The sequence below is a fragment of the Bacillus cereus group sp. MYBKT111-2 genome, from assembly GCF_051915205.1.
Taxonomy (GTDB): domain Bacteria; phylum Bacillota; class Bacilli; order Bacillales; family Bacillaceae_G; genus Bacillus_A; species Bacillus_A paranthracis.
On sequence record NZ_JBQAEG010000008.1, the window covers coordinates 22,663 to 39,702 of the forward strand.

Consider the following 17,040-nt stretch of genomic DNA (forward strand, 5'->3'; position numbering starts at 1 on the left):
AGGAGAGAATTTATTATGTCAACAATTATTGATGTTTATGCTCGCGAAGTCCTTGACTCTCGTGGTAACCCAACTGTAGAAGTAGAAGTTTACACAGAAAGTGGCGCTTTCGGACGCGCTATCGTACCAAGTGGTGCATCTACTGGTGAACACGAAGCAGTAGAATTACGTGACGGTGACAAATCTCGTTACCTTGGTAAAGGTGTTGTTAACGCAGTAAACAACGTTAACGAAATTATCGCTCCAGAAATCGTTGGTTTCGACGTAACTGACCAAGCTGGTATCGACCGTGCTATGATCGAATTAGATGGCACTCCAAACAAAGGTAAACTAGGCGCTAACGCTATCCTTGGTGTATCTATGGCAGTAGCTCACGCAGCAGCTGACTTCGTAGGTCTTCCATTATACCGTTACCTTGGTGGATTCAATGCAAAACAATTACCAACTCCAATGATGAACATCATCAACGGTGGTTCTCACGCTGATAACAACGTAGACTTCCAAGAGTTCATGATTTTACCAGTTGGTGCTCCAACATTCAAAGAATCAATCCGTATGGGTGCTGAAGTATTCCATGCACTTAAAGCTGTATTACATGACAAAGGTCTTAACACTGCAGTAGGTGACGAAGGTGGATTCGCTCCAAACCTTGGTTCTAACCGTGAAGCATTAGAAGTAATCATCGAAGCTATCGAAAAAGCTGGTTACAAAGCTGGCGAGAACGTATTCTTAGGAATGGACGTTGCTTCTTCTGAATTCTACAACAAAGAAACTGGTAAATATGACCTTGCAGGCGAAGGCCGTACTGGCTTAACTTCTGCAGAAATGGTTGATTTCTACGAAGAGCTTTGCAAAGACTTCCCAATCATCTCTATCGAAGATGGTTTAGACGAAAACGACTGGGATGGTCACAAATTATTAACTGAGCGTCTTGGAAGCAAAGTACAATTAGTTGGTGACGACTTATTCGTAACTAACACTCAAAAACTTGCTGAAGGTATCGAAAAAGGTATCTCTAACTCAATCTTAATTAAAGTTAACCAAATCGGTACTTTAACTGAGACTTTCGAAGCTATCGAAATGGCTAAACGTGCTGGTTACACAGCAGTTGTATCTCACCGTTCTGGTGAAACTGAAGATGCTACAATCGCTGACATCGCAGTTGCAACTAACGCTGGCCAAATCAAAACTGGTTCTATGAGCCGTACTGACCGTATTGCTAAGTACAACCAATTATTACGCATCGAAGACGAACTAGGCGAAATCGCTGTTTACGATGGTATCAAATCTTTCTACAACATCAAACGATAATTGTAGAAAATAACGACAGACCGTGAGAAATCACGGTCTGTTTTTTTATGCTAAAATTGTTCCCCCGTCATAAGTGACATGAAATGTTTAAAGAAACGGTTATAATCAAAATCAATTGCAATTTGATGACCCGGCCAATCAATAAATGGCTTTTGGTTCACTAAAGAACGAAATTCCCCTATGCTTGCTCCTTGTGCAGAGGATTCTGTCATGACAACGATAGGGGATTTGTGATACGTAAACATAGAGTTATCAAGTAAAGCGAGTATTGGCATTGTGTCATGGAAGGGGCTACCCTTTAAATGTGGTAGAGCATTTTTATAATAGCCGTAGTAATAATGATCGAATAACGGTTTGACGAGTGGGGCTTTTCCTTTTGCTTCAATATATTCAGCCATTTCTGGTGTAATGATGGAATATTGGGTGACGTTTAATGGATAGATGTACATGTTAGGTGAGGATTGAAGGACTATATTAGCGGCAGTAGGATCACCATAAAAGTTTGCTTCAGAAATAGGGGTAACATTACCAGGATGTAAAAAGGAACCGCCCATTACGTAGTAAGATTTAATTTGTTTCATTAACTGTTTGCACATGATAAATAAAATTGCTAGAGAGGTAAGTCTTCCTAAACTTACAATGATTAATTCATCTTTATACTGTTCAATAAGAGGAATCACTTCAAAGAAATTCTCCATTTCTCCGTTAGTCACATTCCCATTTGGAATAATTGGCCCAAGCCCTTGTTTCCCGTGTACTTCTGTAAAAAAAGCAGGCGGGGCACCAGTAAGAGGGCGTTCTGAACCACCGAATATCTTAATATTTCTATTCCTTGTTTCATTCTTAAGAAAATGAGCATTTTGTACGGCCATCTCTTTTGGAACATTGCCGTAATCAGCAACAATGCCGATGATTTCTATTTCATCGATAAAGAACGCTAAGAGGAGAGCCATCGTATCATCAATCCCAGGATCACAAAAAATGAGAACTTTTTTGGGCATATGTTCACCACCTATCTTATTTATCCCACTTTAATGGGCAGTAAGACCCCCACCTCAAAATTCAGCGAAAGCAAAGAATTTAGGTGGGGTCGGGCTGCCCATTAAAGTCCGATTGGTGAGGGCTGATAATCAGTGGGGGATAAAGAACCCCCCACTGATTAAAGTTTCACTTTATATATATGTAAGCTTAAAGGTAAAAAGATTATTTTATTGAAATAATAACCTTTAAAATTCAGAAAATAAAAACTTCTTATATTAGGTCAAGGTTTTTGACTTAATTTTCTGTTGAAAATGTAGTCATATCAAGGTTGTAAGCGTATAACATAGGTGTTTTTTGCTGTCAAGTTGATAAATTGCAGCTTTTTACAATTTATACTATGATAAAGATATTAACAGAAGATCGTATAAACAAGAGGGATGATGAACATGAAATTTACAAAGATTCTTGTCCAAATTGCTGCTCTTTACGTTTTTTATATGGTTGGAACTTGGGTACAAGAAATGTTAAATATTCCGATCCCAGGAAGTTTGATTGGAATGTTCCTCTTACTTGTTTTACTTAGCCTAAAAGTTCTTCCAGTGAAATGGTTCGATTTAGGAGCAGAAACACTCGTTGCTATTATGCCGTTTTTATTAATTCCGCCAACGCTTGGCCTAATGAATTACGGTGCTTTTTTTATGAGTAAAGGAATTTCTCTTTTCATTACAGTTGTAGCGAGTACATTTTTAATTATTATTGTCGCAGGACATACAGGACAATATCTTGCGAATAGAAAGGAAAGAGAGTCGCGATGAGTCAAATATTAATCGGGATCGGTTGGGTTCTTTTTACGGTGCTATTATATCAATTATCTAAAAAAGTCTATAAATTATTTCCAACACCATTCACCATTCCAATGCTTGTAGCAACAGGATTAATGGCTTTCTTATTTATCGTGCTTGATATACCTTATCAACATTATATGGAAAGTGGTGGTGGCTGGATTGCGAAGCTACTTGGACCCGGTGTTGTAGCATTTGCAATTCCTCTATATAAACAACGTCACGTTCTGCAAAAATATGTTGTACCAATTGCCGGTGGGGTACTAGTAGGTACAACAGTTGCCATTGCAAGTGATTTTGCTATTGCCTCACTTATGGGAACAGATAAAAGCTTAATTTTATCTTCTTTACCAAAATCAGTGACAATGCCAGTTGCGATGAGTGTTTCGGAGCAAGTTGGTGGTGTACCGTCATTAACAGCAGCTTTCGTTGTTATTGCAGGTATTACAGGAACGATTACTGGCCCGCTTTTATTGAAATGGAGCCGCGTTACAAATTCAGTTGGTAAAGGTATCGGATTTGGATGTGCTTCTCATATTATGGGTGTGATGAGAGCGATGAAAAATAACGAACATGAAGGTGTTATTGGATCGGTAACAATGACATTAACAGCCATTTTAACATGTTTGCTCGGACCGTTATTTGCAATGATGTTTATGTAAGGGAAGAAAAGCGAGAGCGCCTCTATAGCTCTCGCTTTTCTATAGAATTTATGCTACAGTTACAATAACTGAATCTTTGTAGGAGGTACGCCAAGTGCATACGTTATTATCAGTTTTACTTATTATTGTATCGATTTTAATGATTGTTATGGTACTTATGCAATCTAGTAATAGCTCAGGCCTTTCAGGTGCAATTTCAGGCGGTGCGGAGCAATTATTTGGTAAGCAAAAGGCACGTGGAATTGAAGCGGTATTAAACCGTATTACAATTGTTTTAGCTGTATTGTTCTTTGTATTAACAATTGGTGTTACGTACTTCAATTTATAAAATCGAAAGAAGAAGCGTTAGTAAGATGTACTAATGGTTCTTCTTTTTTTGTTTTGTCATTTGAAAGATGTTTCTAATTAGATTATAGAAATATAAATATGGTACACTAGATATAGAAAGAATACGACTAGATTACAGAAGAGAAAGAGGAGAAGTACATGATGAAATTAGCATCTCCGAAACCATTTACATTTGAGGGTGGAGACCGCGCTGTTTTATTACTACATGGATTCACAGGAAACTCAGCTGATGTACGTATGTTAGGGCGTTTCTTAGAAAAGAAAGGCTACACTTGTCATGCGCCAATTTATAAAGGGCACGGTGTACCACCAGAAGAGCTTGTTCATACAGGTCCTGAAGATTGGTGGCAAGATGTAACAGAGGCATATCAGCTTTTAAAAGATAAAGGTTTTGAGAAAATTGCTGTCGTTGGATTGTCACTTGGCGGAGTATTTTCACTAAAATTAGGTTATACAGTACCGGTTTTAGGTGTAGTACCAATGTGTGCACCAATGTATATTAAGAGTGAAGAAACGATGTACCAAGGTATATTGGCATATGCCCGCGAATATAAAAAGCGTGAGCAAAAATCACCAGAGCAAATCGAACAAGAAATGTTGGAATTCCAAAAGACACCGATGAATACATTAAAAGCATTACAACAATTAATTGCTGACGTACGTAACAATGTGGACATGATTTATGCACCAACATTTGTTGTACAAGCGCGTCATGATGAAATGATTAATACAGATAGTGCGAACATTATTTATAACGGTGTAGAATCAACGTTAAAAGACATTAAATGGTATGAAGACTCTACGCATGTCATTACACTTGATAAGCAGCGTGACGAGCTACATGAGGATGTATATAACTTCTTGGAGCAACTAGATTGGTAAGATCTAGTTGCCTCTTTTTTTCATAAGGAATTTTTTGTGAAAACTGTAAAAATCATAAGGGGAGTATTGAAGTTTCGCTTTATACATCCCCTATCTTTCGGATACACTAAATAATATAAGGTTTTAAAGGAGGTATTTTTGCTTGGAAGAAATCATACAAGAACATATTGATAAGTTGTTATTATTTATGAGAGAAGAAGCGTATAAACCGCTAACGATACAAGAGTTAGAAGAGGCATTTGGGATTGAAGGTTCTGAGGGCTTTAAAGATTTCGTAAAAGCACTTGTAACGATGGAAGAAAAGGGACTTGTTATTCGTACTCGTAGCAACCGTTACGGTCTTCCTGAAAAGATGAATTTAATACGTGGTAAGTTAATTGGACATGCGCGTGGTTTTGCATTTGTTGTACCAGACGAGAAGAAAACAGGAGACGATGATCTTTTCATCCCGCCTACAGAATTAAACGGTGCACTTCATGGCGATACAGTATTAGCACGCCTTAGTTCCCAATCGAGTGGTTCGCGTCAAGAAGGTTCCATTGTACGCATTTTAGAACGTGGAACGAAAGAATTAGTTGGTACATATACAGAATCGAAAAACTTTGGATTTGTTATACCTGACAATAAGCGCTGGACAAGTGACATTTTCGTATTGAAAAGCGCATCAATGGGCGCTGTAGAAGGTCATAAAGTAGTTGTGAAAATTACGAGCTATCCAGAGAATCGTTTAAGTGCAGAAGGTGAAGTTATTCAAATTCTAGGTCATAAAAATGATCCAGGAGTAGATATTTTATCTGTCATTCATAAACATCACTTGCCTTTAGCGTTCCCTGAAGAAGTGATGGAACACGCAAACAGTGTACCAGAAACGATTTCAGAAGAAGATTTAAAAGATCGCCGTGACCTACGTGATCAAATGATCGTAACAATTGACGGTGCAGACGCGAAAGATTTAGATGACGCTGTTACAGTAACGAAACTTGAGAACGGTAACTACAAGCTTGGTGTTCACATTGCGGATGTAAGTCATTACGTTCAAGAAGGTTCTCCAATTGATGTAGAAGCAGCGGAGAGAGCGACGAGTGTGTATCTTGTTGACCGTGTAATCCCGATGATTCCGCATCGTCTATCTAACGGTATTTGTTCATTAAATCCGAAAGTAGACCGTCTGACGTTATCTTGTGAAATGGAAATCAACAATTTAGGTGACGTTGTCAAACACGAGATTTTCCAAAGTGTAATTAAAACGACAGAGCGTATGACGTATGCTGACGTAAGAAGCATTTTAGAAGATGAGGACGAAGAGCTAATCAAGCGTTATGAGCCGTTAGTGCCTATGTTTAAAGAGATGGGGCAATTAGCACAAATTTTACGTGAAAAACGTATGCGCCGCGGTGCAATCGACTTTGACTTTAAAGAAGCGAAAGTATTAGTGGATGAAGAAGGAAAACCGACAGATGTTGTCATGCGTGATCGTTCTGTATCAGAGAAGTTAATTGAAGAATTTATGCTTGTTGCGAACGAAACAGTAGCAGAGCACTTCCACTGGATGAACGTACCATTCATGTATCGTGTCCATGAAGATCCGAAAGAAGATAAGCTGGAGCGCTTCTTCGAGTTTGTAACGAACTTCGGATATGCGGTAAAAGGACGTGCAAATGAAGTACATCCTCGTGCGCTACAACAAATTCTTGAAATGGTTCAAGGACAGCCTGAAGAAGTAGTCATTTCAACAGTTATGCTTCGTTCAATGAAGCAAGCACGTTACGATGCAGATAGCTTAGGACATTTCGGTTTATCAACGGAGTTCTACACGCATTTCACATCACCAATTCGTCGTTATCCAGATACGATTGTTCATAGATTAATTCGTGAATACATCATTAATGGTAAAGTCGACAATGAAACGCAAGCAAAATGGCGTGAGAAATTACCTGAGATTGCAGAGCACTCTTCTAATATGGAACGTCGTGCTGTTGAAGCTGAGCGTGAAACAGACGAAATGAAAAAAGCAGAGTATATGGTTGATAAGATCGGCGAAGAGTATGACGGTATGATTAGCTCTGTAACAAACTTCGGTTTATTCGTAGAGCTTCCAAATACAATTGAAGGTCTTGTACATGTTAGCTACTTAACGGATGATTACTACCGTTATGATGAACAGCATTTCGCAATGATCGGAGAACGTACAGGTAACGTATTCCGCATTGGTGACGAAATTACAATTCGCGTTATTAATGTAAACAAAGACGAGCGAGCAATCGACTTTGAAATCGTTGGCATGAAAGGTACGCCTCGTCGTAAGTTCAAAGATCGTCCAGTCGTGATCGAACAGCCAAGAACAGGCAGAAAGAAACGCGGTGGACGTAGCGAACGCAGTAATGAGCGCGGCGGAGAACGTGGCACAGGTAGAAAATTTGACCGTGGTGGCAAAGGTAAAGGAAGAGGATCTGCATCCGCGTCCGCTAGCCAACCAGGGAAAAAAGATGGTAACGGCAAGAAGAAAAAAGCATTCTTCGAAAACGTACCAGGATTCAAGAAGAAGAAGAAAAAGCGTAAGTAAGAAAAGGATGGCTTCGCTTTGATGAAAAGCGAGGCTTTTTCTTTTTTATTGGTGGCTTGAGAGCGAGCCACTTTCGCTTTTTGTTGGAATCTAGCTACAGTGGCTAGAATGTTCGGCGGCTTCGCTTCTTCCCGAGAGGCAAAGAGCGCCTCAAGGTCAGAAGCTCCATCCACCTCACATTCTGAACGAGCCACTTTCGCTTTTTATAGAATCCAGCTACAGTGGCTAGAATCTGTTGGCCATTTCACTCCCTCGGACGAAGCAAAAAGCGCTTCTCTGTCGGGAGCTCCAATGCCCAAAGATTCTAAGCGAGCCACTTTCGCTTTTTATAGAATCCAGCTACAGTGGCTAGAATCTGTTGGCCATTTCACTCCCTCGGACGAAGCAAAAAGCGCTTCTCTGTCGGGAGTTCCAATGTCCAAAGATTCTAAGCGAGCCACTTTCGCTTTTTGTTCACATTTGTTACAATAGTAAAAATAGAGGAGGGACGTTATATGCCAAAGGGTTCAGGTAAGGTTATTGCACAAAATAAAAAGGCTTTTCATGATTATTTCATCGAAGAAACATACGAAGCAGGGCTTGTCCTTCAAGGAACGGAAATTAAGTCGATTCGCGCTGGACGCGTGAACTTGAAAGATGCGTTTGCACGTGTACATAATGGTGAAGTATGGGTTCATAATATGCATATTAGTACGTACGAGCAAGGAAATCGTTTCAACCACGATCCGCTTCGTACGAGAAAGTTACTTCTGCATAAAAAAGAAATTGAGAAGTTAGCGGGTGCTTCAAAAGAAACAGGATATGCACTAGTTCCAGTTAGAATCTATTTGAAAAATGGATTTGCGAAAATGGCACTTGGTTTAGCAAAAGGTAAGAAACAATATGATAAGCGTCACGATTTAAAAGAGAAAGAAGCTAAACGTGAAATTGCACGCGCGTTCCGTGATCGTCAAAAGATGTAATACAGATATTTACATTTGTAAAACGGCGCGCGTATGTTATAATAACTTATGTAAGGTTGTTGCACATTGAAAAACAGCTCTTAGTAGCTATCACGAAATTTTCTTCGTATGCTCCATTTTTATCATGGGGACGTTACGGATTCGACAGGGATAGTTCGAGCTTAGGTTGCGAGTCGAGGGGATCGGCCTCGTTAAAACGTCAAAGCCTATAATTGGCAAACAAAACAATCTTTCTTTAGCTGCTTAATTGCACTAAAGGTTCCTCCCTCCATCGTCCATGTGGTAGGGTAAGGGACTCAAACTAAGTGGACTACGCCGGAGTTCGCCGTCTGAGGACAAAGGAAGAGAACAACCAGACTAGCAACTTGGAAGCCTGTCGATAGGCCGAAGAGTTCGCGAAATGCTAATATATCGACTACACTCGTAGAAGCTTAAGTGCCGATATTTTTGGACGTGGGTTCGACTCCCACCGTCTCCACCAATACATATTTGGTGGTTTTTTATTTTGTATGATATGAACCATAATTTTGCCAGTTTGGTGAGGTTATGGTTCTTTTTGTTTGCGGCAAATTTATGATTCCAAAAATAAAGGGAGTATCTCTTGTTAAGTAAGAGATACCCCCTTTATTTGTTTTAATAATTATTTTACACCTAATTTTTCTTTTGTTTTTGCAGGTAAATCTGATTTCTGTACTTCTTCATAAGATTTAACTTCTGTGTTTGGTATATCTGTTTTCTTTTCATCCTCTTGTTTAATGTAAAGGCGTAAAAATGCATTTTCTTTAAGTTTTTTATCATTTTCTCTCTTTTGGCTACTAAATGTAACTGTTTTTTCATTTCCGTTTTCATCGTAAGTAGGTAAAGTATAAAGGCGTTGATTATCTTCCATTTTACCCTCACCTTGGATTTGAACGTAGTATTCCTTTGAACCCATTTTGATTGGGGAAGATAAATCACAACCAACCGCAAAGCTAGCGAATAGTGCAAAAGTAGCGCATGAAGCAAGTAATTTTTTCATATGAAAACTCCTCTATAAGTTATTTGTGTGTTTAAATTGGACTAACTAGTTATTAGTTTACAAGGAATAAATGTTTGCAAACATCGATGTATCTAACTGGAAACTTACATTTTTGTAAGGAACCTTTATTTTGAAATCTATCTATATAAAAAGTGATTTTTAGTCATCTTGAATGATTTTAAATTTAAAGTAGTAATGAAGATATATTACATAAAAAGTTGTTGAGCAATTTTAGTAATAGCCGCAACACCAGATAGTAAAACAAAGCCACCTAAGCAAGAAACAGTAACAATTTGGTTGAATAATAAGTCTTGGTTTTCTTTCATGAGAATTCGCTCCTTTAAGTGATTTGATAATTTATAATTGCAATGAATTTATATATTACATGAAAAGTTGTTGAGCGATTTTAATAACAGCTGCAACACCAGATAGTAAAACGAAGCCGCCTAAGCAAGAAACAGTAACGATTTGGTTGAATAATAAGTCTTGGTTTTCTTTCATGAGAATTCGCTCCTTTAATAGTGTTTTTATTTTTGATTGATTATCTACTTTTAGTTTATATAAAATGTAAGATTGGAAACATCGAAGTAACTAACGATTGGCTTACAGTATTGTAAGAAATCTTACAGAAGTATGAAAAAAGGCTATTCTATTGAAAGAATAGCCGAGGTCTGAAGTAGATGCTTTTATGAAGTTCTATCATCTAATTTCATGTTTTTTATAAATTGTTTCGTTTCTGGATTCATAAGGAGAAGTAAGCGGAATGATGTTCCACCGTAATAGATACATTTCTTGATTTTAGTAACTATTTTTTGTTTTTGTGAAGGTGAAAGACGATCAATATCATTTTCTTCTAACAAATAAATAACTTCTAGCATGTTTTTTTCTGCTTTTTGGGCGATACGATTAGATTTAAACTTTATATACATAAAATTAATCGTTGCGCCAATTGTATAAGGTAATAAGGCTAATTGAGCTTTCTTTTCTAAATTCGTTTCCCCGCCAGTTAGTACAGAAATATCTTGAATAAAAATAACTAGTAATAATAACGTTGTAGCAATCATTGAATTGGATATAAAAAAAGCATTTTCTGTACGACTTAGCTGATAAGGAGGGCGTATCCATACAATTCCCATTTGAACAATAATGCCAATGAAAATTGTTAAGATGATGGAAAAGTTATTTAAAAGATCAAAATGAGTTAAACTACCTATTGTTGATAATAAACCAGTACTTATTATCGCTCCAGTGATTACTGAAGAGAGTATTAATAATATGGTCATTAATATATTTGTCCATTGTAGTGCAAGATAAAGGCTGGTTACTGTGACCGCACTTAAAAGTAAAATCATATGCATCACATTAGAGACTAGGTCTGAAATAGACGGTGAGATGGATGCATTAATTTGTAATAAGCTATTGAAGCTTGATGCAGCGATAAGCAAGCTATACAATATTTTTGTATAACACTTGTAAATATATCTTCGATAAGGTAAATCTTTATTGGAGTCAAAGAGAGAAAAGAAGGTTAGTTCTTTCACTTTTTGATGCTCTTGTTTCATTTCGAAGTAAATATTTTTAGCGAAATATAGATAGAGTGACATGCTTATAAGCCAGCCAATATTAAAGAGTCCTACTCCGTAAGATGTCTTAAGATTAAAGAGTACGGAAATAATTTTGGTTCCCAAATAAATATAAATAGCGATACGAATAAATGTATTTGTTTTTTTTCTTAAATTATAGGTTAGAAACTTTTCAATTTGTTTACTGAAGAAAAAATATAAAAAATTTCTCAGTAGTTGTTTCACATGTTGCAATAACATAGCTCCTTTCTTTCATTTATATAAGGTGTTGAAAATTAGTAATAAAATCAAGTACATATACTAGTATAGTAAATAAATCACTGGTATGGGATATAAAAAAGCTGATGACAGCATGTCATCAGCTTTTTTATTATCTTTCTTTCGGAAGTACAATACCTTTGTATAATTGAACTGTAATTAAGTAGTAAATAGTATAGATTACCGCAAAAATTACGAGTGGAACCCAAATACGGAAGTATGGGTCAATCAAAATGAAAGAGAACATATTCATACCAACAATTACATGGGAGATACCGATGGTAGCTGGGAATAAGAATACTAACAATAACTCTTTATAGATTGATCTCGCTAATAGCTCACGACGAACTCCTATTTTACGTAACATTTGATAGCGCTTTGTATCTTTCGTTGCACCAGATAGGATTTTGAACATTAAGCAACTCGCCATCATAGCTAAGAAAGCAATTCCTAAGAAAAAGCCCATAAAGACTGTGCCACTTGTGAAAGTGTACATAATTTCGTAAAAGCTAAATTTACTATTTAACTGATCTTTAGTTACATCTTTATATTTTTCCAATTGTAGTTGATCAAGTTCTTTCCATTCTTTCTTATACGCTGCGAAATCATTTGTTTTTCCAATTACAACATATTGTTCCTTTGTTTTTATTTGATTGTACATTTTTTGGTCTACAATTTTTATATGTTGTTGTTTGTATAAGTAATCAGGTTGTATTTCTTTGAATGCATTTTTCCATTCTTCAGAAAGAGCGAGACCATTAATTGTATCATTTGCGCCTTTCTTTACAATTGCTCCCACTGGAAGCTCATTTGCAGTTCGTTCTACTTGACCGACTTTCTTTTGCCCGAAACCATTTTGAACAAGAGGGCGATTTTTTTCTAAGTCTTCTTTCAAGTAATAAACGAATTTTTGATCTACTTTGTAGCGATAGTTCGCTTTTTCTTCAAATTTGATCTTGTTTAATATTTTTTTCTCATCTGCTGTTGGATTATGAACTGATACGTCGTATAGGCTAGCAATATCAGTAGTTAGGCTAATATTGTTTTTAAAAGCCATTCCGCCAGCAATTGCTCCAACTGCAAGTGCAATTAACATTGCTACAGTTGCTAATACTTTTGTTAAATCATTTACGCGGAAGCTTAATTGAGAAAAAGTAAATGAATTTAATCCCTTTTCATTTAATGGTTTAATTTTTTTCAGTAATTTAATAGTTAGTGGTAATAAAGAGATGAAAATAAGATATGTTCCTAATGTCGTTGCTACTGTAGCGATAGGAAATCCAGCTAATGATAAAGCCTTTATATTTATTAATGCTGCATATCCAATTGCTAATGAACCAGCACCCATTACTGCTACAAAGAATGTTTTAATCCCTTTTACTGAAGGTTTGTCTATTTTCATCTCAGAATGAACAAGTTGTAATATTGTAATGCGAGATAGTTTCGCTATATTCATAATGGCAGCTAAGAAAAACAGGATGAAGAAAAATATTATTGTTACACGAATAGATGGAATATAAAGAGCGTGGTATCCATCGGAAGCAAATTCTAATTCTTTCATAAGAAGTTGTCCAATTCCTTTAGAAAGTCCGATACCGATTCCAATCCCAATAATAAGTGAAGTGATCCCGATAGCTAAAGTTTCCATAAACATGAGTAGCGTAATTTTATATTTTTTCGCACCTAACATCATATACATACCGAACTCTTTTTGCCTTAATGATAGTAAAAATGAATTAGCGTATAAGATGTAGAAGAACGTGATAGTTGCCAATAAAAATGAACCAACTTGGAAGATGATCCCAATAGAGCTAATCATTGAATTTGCTTTAATAAATGAATCATTCATTGCTAGTGTTTGGAACATGTAAAAGATTGAAATGGACATAACAAGCCCAATTAATAAGACAATATAGTCTCTTATTTTACTTTTTAGTCCTGACATGGAAAGTTTGAGTAACATGTTGTAAATTCCTTTCTTATGCTTTTTGTGTACCCAAATCAGCAAGTACATTTAAAATTTCTTTATAAAACATTTCGCGGTTTGTTGTACGATGTAGTTCTTTATACAGCTCTCCATCCTGAATGAACAAAATGCGCTGGCAGTAACTTGCGCTAAATGGATCGTGGGTAACCATCATAATTGAAACATTTTGCTCTTCATTAAGACTTTTCATTGCATCTAAAAGGCTAGTTGCATTTTTAGAATCAAGTGCTCCTGTTGGTTCATCTCCTAAAATAATCGCTGGTTCATGAACGAGTGCACGTGCAGCAGCAGAACGTTGCTTTTGTCCACCAGATACTTCTGAAGGATACTTTTGCAGTAATGATGAAATTCCTAACATCTCTGCTACTTTCGTTACTTTTGGTCCAATCTTTCGAGAAGGAACACCTTGCAAGGAAAGTGGCAATGCAATATTTTCATAGATTGATAAATTTTCTAAAAGGTTAAAGTCTTGAAAAATAAATCCTAATTTTTTGGAGCGGAAATCAGAGAGTGCACCTTGCTTCATTTTTGTAATATCAGTTCCAGCAATTTCAACTTTTCCGTCCGTTGCATTATCTAATGTAGAAATTACATTTAGTAATGTTGTTTTTCCAGATCCAGATGGTCCCATGATACCGACAAATTCACCTTCTCGGATTGAAAATGATACACCTTTTAAGGCATATGATTGATTCTCACCTTTTTTACCATATACTTTCTGAACATTTTTTACGTCTACAACAGGTCTTTGCATTTTTATATCCTCCTATATGTTATTTCTTACTATTATTTTTTCGGATAGGCATTAAGTTCCAATAAGTTAAGCAGCGCCAAATCCATTCTATAGGTCCAAAACTAAAATATTTTAGCCAAACGTTGCTAAGCACGATTTGGAGAATCCATGTTAGGAAACACACACTCACCATAGCGAATGCTGATGAAAATACGTTTAGGAATAGTGGTAAAATAAACATCCCCATAATAGTCTGTCCCAAATAATTACTCATTCCCATTCTTCCGTAAGCTTGTAATGGTTTTAACACAGTGCTCCCTATCGTACTCTTCAGTAGAGCTACAAGGATTAAAGTGTAAAGTAATGCAAGAAGAGGTTGTAAAATAATTTTTAGGATAAAATATGCTTTTGCACTAGGTGTTAGAAACTGTATAGCTACTCCAACGATACAAATGCTACTAAGAATCATAATGAGTGCTGTATGAAGCTTAGGGCTCTTCTTTAATTTCTTTAGAGCATCAATCTGCATTAATGAGAAACCTTCTATAAAGTATATTAAAGGTGCAAATAATGAGAGAATGAGTTGAAGAATATTGAGTAAAGGTGGCATGTTCGGATGCCCGCCTAGTATATAATCATAGGATAATGTATTAACGACAATTCCCATTACATGTAAACTTAAAGAAATTACTAACAACCATTTACCTGGTAATTTATGAAGAGCTAATAATAACAAGCCAATGATTGCATATGAACGTAGTATATCTCCACCCCAAACATTAGCATGTAATAAACCGATGAGGACTAGTACAACCATGCGGCGTATATATACCAAATATGGTTGACCTTTTGTTTTTGCTCGAGTGAGGAATAGAGATACCCCTGCACCAAATAATAAAGAGAAAATCGCGTAAAATTTGGCATCAACAAGAATGTCAATCCACTTGGCACCTGGTAATCCTTTATTGGAGACACCCGCTTCGGTAAAAAACATATTTATATTCACTAAGAAAATACCAATTAAGGCAAAACCTCGTATGACATCTAAATCAACAATTCGATTCTTTTGAGGTAAACTTTGTTTTATTGCATTCATAATCCATACATCCTTTCTATGATGATTTTTAGTACATATATTAAGTCTGTGACGATAACAGATTAACGCCCCGGTATTGCTTGATTAACTATTGTTAGTTTACAAGTGATTAAAGGTTGCAAACATCGATGTATCTAACTGGAATCTTACATTTTTGTAAGGAACCATTTTGCTTTTTATTTACATGAAAAAAAACCTAAAGAGTTACTGGTTTAGTAATTCTTTAGGTTTTTTTCAAAATTATAATATGGAATCATGGAAACCTATTTGTCATCCGAAATACAATTAAAAAGGTACTTACCTGAAAGCCTTTTAGTAAAAAAATAAAAATGCCCTGATGGTTCAGGGCATTTTTTAAAAGAAGGGATAAAAGCATTTTATACCGTAAGGCTTGATTTCTTTAAAATAGAGATAATGCATATGATGAATAAAAAAATCAATCCTGACTAATGAATGACTTGGTTAAACAGTAAATACAATTTATTAATATTCTCTTCGACTATAACGTATAAAATGAAACGGTCTTCTTATTCATTACAATTGAATCTTATTCATAAATTGCACAGCATCCTCAAAACAACAAATAATTTATTCCGGTTGCTAAGATAGAGAATCCCATAATAATTGCTATTACAATACTGTGACGTACACGATTCATAACAAAAATAGCAATATACTCTCGAATCATCGCATTTGGCCAATAATAAAAGGCTGTTTTTGAACCAATTCCTTGGCTATTTAGCCCTACTATTTTAGCGTATAATCCTGCGCGAAACACATGGAAATTGTTTGTGGAGAAAATACAGTTATACTGAAAGCCTTTTAATGATTCCATAATTTCCTTTGAATACAGCATATTTTGATATGTTGTAGTAGAACGATTCTCTTTTATTGTATGTTCTAAAGGAATCCCATTTTTTACAGCATAATCCTGCATAGCTTCCGCTTCCGAAATATTTTCATCTGGTCCTTGTCCACCAGAAAAAATAATTTTAGGTGGTGAAGAGACTGCTTCTTGTTTCCGATAAAATTCAATAGCTTTGTTAATGCGGCTAGCTAAAAGTGGTGGAACTTTATCATTAATTAAACCACTCCCAAGAACAATGATAAAATCTTGATTGTATTTCGGTCTATTGAATTGGTACAGGAAATAGGCTGTTAGGAAATTAGATAGATCTACAAATAAATATATAGAAATAAGAACTGCTCCCCAGTAAAGTGTTCGAATTGATTCGGGGAAGAAGTTAACGGGTTCAACTAAAGAAATTACCCAAAAGATTGCAAGGCCTATACCGAGAACGAAAGTTAAACTATTTGCAAAACGTCGGCTTTCTTTACTCATAAGAATCTTAGCATTTAAAAACAGCCCCAATATTAAGGCTACTAAGCCGAAACTTAACATAAAGAGAACGACTGCAGCAGGGATTAGGGCGATGAACAGTAAATACTGATTCCCTGTAATCATAGAGAAGTACGAACTGGCAATAATTATTGAAATTATAAACAAGTTAAATAAAAAACCGTTTATTATTCTTCTAGGATCTGTTAAATAAAAACCTAGAAAAAGAATGAGTAAAATGATTGGAATAAATGCGTAAAACATAAGTTTTTAACACCTCAATAAATTGATATTATACAGATACGTTATAGCAACTTTTAAAACTTCTTTCATATACCCCCTAGCTATACAATCGATTTAAAACAAAAAGAAATGAAACTTTAGAGTGTTTGTTTACTCTTAATTTCCAATTTTTTTATTATAGCATGCCGATGACTGTAACAAAAATACGTCTTTATTTAATGATGTAGTTGAT

General features: G+C 35.9%; 16 protein-coding genes and 1 other RNA gene. 8 read left to right on the top strand and 9 right to left on the bottom strand.

Translation table 11 applies throughout. The features are described 5' to 3' along the window. Positions 1-15 precede the first annotated feature (15 nt). Positions 16-1,311: a phosphopyruvate hydratase gene (eno, locus tag ACTFNE_RS20455; protein ID WP_000103957.1), complete on the top strand. Its 1,296-nt coding sequence runs from the start codon at positions 16-18 to the stop codon at positions 1,309-1,311. A 50-nt stretch (positions 1,312-1,361) separates the two neighbouring features. On the opposite strand, the gene ACTFNE_RS20460 is transcribed toward eno, so the two are convergent. Further along, positions 1,362-2,312: a nucleoside hydrolase gene (locus ACTFNE_RS20460; protein ID WP_270706400.1), complete on the bottom strand. Its 951-nt coding sequence runs from the start codon at positions 2,310-2,312 to the stop codon at positions 1,362-1,364. Positions 2,313-2,738: 426 nt separating this feature from the next. Between ACTFNE_RS20460 and ACTFNE_RS20465 the strand changes: the two genes are divergently transcribed. The 7 genes from ACTFNE_RS20465 (at position 2,739) to ssrA (ending at position 9,032) form a co-directional block, all read left to right on the top strand. Continuing rightward, on the top strand, positions 2,739-3,107 hold the full coding sequence (locus tag ACTFNE_RS20465) for a CidA/LrgA family holin-like protein (protein ID WP_000673222.1): 369 nt from the start codon (positions 2,739-2,741) through the stop codon (positions 3,105-3,107). Beyond that, a complete protein-coding gene (locus ACTFNE_RS20470; RefSeq protein ID WP_046198757.1) occupies positions 3,104-3,796 on the top strand; it encodes an LrgB family protein in 693 nt (230 codons plus the stop codon). The genes ACTFNE_RS20465 and ACTFNE_RS20470 overlap by 4 nt, the downstream gene beginning before the upstream one ends. 94 nt (positions 3,797-3,890) lie before the next feature. Further along, entirely contained in the window at positions 3,891-4,124 is a 234-nt protein-coding gene (secG, locus tag ACTFNE_RS20475; protein ID WP_000557264.1) for a preprotein translocase subunit SecG, read from the top strand. 161 nt (positions 4,125-4,285) lie between these two features. Further along, entirely contained in the window at positions 4,286-5,026 is a 741-nt protein-coding gene (gene estA / locus ACTFNE_RS20480) for a carboxylesterase (protein WP_000761976.1), read from the top strand. A gap of 142 nt (positions 5,027-5,168) precedes the next feature. Further along, a complete protein-coding gene (rnr, locus tag ACTFNE_RS20485) occupies positions 5,169-7,589 on the top strand; it encodes a ribonuclease R (protein ID WP_000391088.1) in 2,421 nt (806 codons plus the stop codon). Positions 7,590-8,083: 494 nt separating this feature from the next. Then, positions 8,084-8,551 carry an SsrA-binding protein gene (smpB, locus tag ACTFNE_RS20490; protein ID WP_001123905.1) on the top strand — a complete coding sequence of 156 codons (468 nt, stop codon included), beginning with the start codon at positions 8,084-8,086 and terminating at the stop codon, positions 8,549-8,551. A gap of 126 nt (positions 8,552-8,677) precedes the next feature. Then, positions 8,678-9,032, top strand: a transfer-messenger RNA (tmRNA) gene (gene ssrA / locus ACTFNE_RS20495). 159 nt (positions 9,033-9,191) lie between these two features. On the opposite strand, the gene ACTFNE_RS20500 is transcribed toward ssrA, so the two are convergent. The 8 genes from ACTFNE_RS20500 to ACTFNE_RS20535 form a co-directional block, all read right to left on the bottom strand. Further along, a complete protein-coding gene (locus ACTFNE_RS20500) occupies positions 9,192-9,569 on the bottom strand; it encodes a YxeA family protein (RefSeq protein WP_046198756.1) in 378 nt (125 codons plus the stop codon). Positions 9,570-9,775: 206 nt separating this feature from the next. After that, positions 9,776-9,895, bottom strand: a complete 120-nt coding sequence (locus ACTFNE_RS20505; protein ID WP_000662451.1) for a DUF4027 family protein — start codon at positions 9,893-9,895, stop codon at positions 9,776-9,778. Between the two features lie 55 nt (positions 9,896-9,950). After that, positions 9,951-10,070: a DUF4027 family protein gene (locus tag ACTFNE_RS20510; RefSeq protein WP_000662454.1), complete on the bottom strand. Its 120-nt coding sequence runs from the start codon at positions 10,068-10,070 to the stop codon at positions 9,951-9,953. 185 nt (positions 10,071-10,255) lie between these two features. Continuing rightward, complete coding sequence (locus ACTFNE_RS20515) at positions 10,256-11,392, bottom strand: hypothetical protein (RefSeq protein WP_046198755.1); 1,137 nt, start codon at positions 11,390-11,392, stop codon at positions 10,256-10,258. 130 nt (positions 11,393-11,522) lie between these two features. Then, positions 11,523-13,373: an FtsX-like permease family protein gene (locus ACTFNE_RS20520; protein WP_046198754.1), complete on the bottom strand. Its 1,851-nt coding sequence runs from the start codon at positions 13,371-13,373 to the stop codon at positions 11,523-11,525. A gap of 16 nt (positions 13,374-13,389) precedes the next feature. Beyond that, positions 13,390-14,151 (bottom strand): ABC transporter ATP-binding protein, encoded by a 762-nt coding sequence (locus ACTFNE_RS20525; protein WP_001189526.1) that lies wholly within the window; start codon positions 14,149-14,151, stop codon positions 13,390-13,392. 19 nt (positions 14,152-14,170) lie between these two features. Next, positions 14,171-15,226 carry a DUF418 domain-containing protein gene (locus ACTFNE_RS20530; RefSeq protein WP_046198753.1) on the bottom strand — a complete coding sequence of 352 codons (1,056 nt, stop codon included), beginning with the start codon at positions 15,224-15,226 and terminating at the stop codon, positions 14,171-14,173. A gap of 571 nt (positions 15,227-15,797) precedes the next feature. Further along, entirely contained in the window at positions 15,798-16,829 is a 1,032-nt protein-coding gene (locus tag ACTFNE_RS20535) for a YdcF family protein (RefSeq protein ID WP_270706199.1), read from the bottom strand. Positions 16,830-17,040: the final 211 nt, after the last annotated feature.

Coding starts and splice junctions, on each gene's coding strand:
- ACTFNE_RS20515 (WP_046198755.1), bottom strand. CDS start 11,392: ATGTTATTGCAACATGTGAAACAACTACTGAGAAATTTTTTATATTTT.
- ACTFNE_RS20500 (WP_046198756.1), bottom strand. CDS start 9,569: ATGAAAAAATTACTTGCTTCATGCGCTACTTTTGCACTATTCGCTAGC.
- ACTFNE_RS20465 (WP_000673222.1), top strand. CDS start 2,739: ATGAAATTTACAAAGATTCTTGTCCAAATTGCTGCTCTTTACGTTTTT.
- smpB (WP_001123905.1), top strand. CDS start 8,084: ATGCCAAAGGGTTCAGGTAAGGTTATTGCACAAAATAAAAAGGCTTTT.
- ACTFNE_RS20510 (WP_000662454.1), bottom strand. CDS start 10,070: ATGAAAGAAAACCAAGACTTATTATTCAACCAAATCGTTACTGTTTCT.
- estA (WP_000761976.1), top strand. CDS start 4,286: ATGAAATTAGCATCTCCGAAACCATTTACATTTGAGGGTGGAGACCGC.
- ACTFNE_RS20525 (WP_001189526.1), bottom strand. CDS start 14,151: ATGCAAAGACCTGTTGTAGACGTAAAAAATGTTCAGAAAGTATATGGT.
- ACTFNE_RS20520 (WP_046198754.1), bottom strand. CDS start 13,373: ATGTTACTCAAACTTTCCATGTCAGGACTAAAAAGTAAAATAAGAGAC.
- ACTFNE_RS20470 (WP_046198757.1), top strand. CDS start 3,104: ATGAGTCAAATATTAATCGGGATCGGTTGGGTTCTTTTTACGGTGCTA.
- ACTFNE_RS20535 (WP_270706199.1), bottom strand. CDS start 16,829: ATGTTTTACGCATTTATTCCAATCATTTTACTCATTCTTTTTCTAGGT.
- eno (WP_000103957.1), top strand. CDS start 16: ATGTCAACAATTATTGATGTTTATGCTCGCGAAGTCCTTGACTCTCGT.
- ACTFNE_RS20505 (WP_000662451.1), bottom strand. CDS start 9,895: ATGAAAGAAAACCAAGACTTATTATTCAACCAAATTGTTACTGTTTCT.
- ACTFNE_RS20530 (WP_046198753.1), bottom strand. CDS start 15,226: ATGAATGCAATAAAACAAAGTTTACCTCAAAAGAATCGAATTGTTGAT.
- ACTFNE_RS20460 (WP_270706400.1), bottom strand. CDS start 2,312: ATGCCCAAAAAAGTTCTCATTTTTTGTGATCCTGGGATTGATGATACG.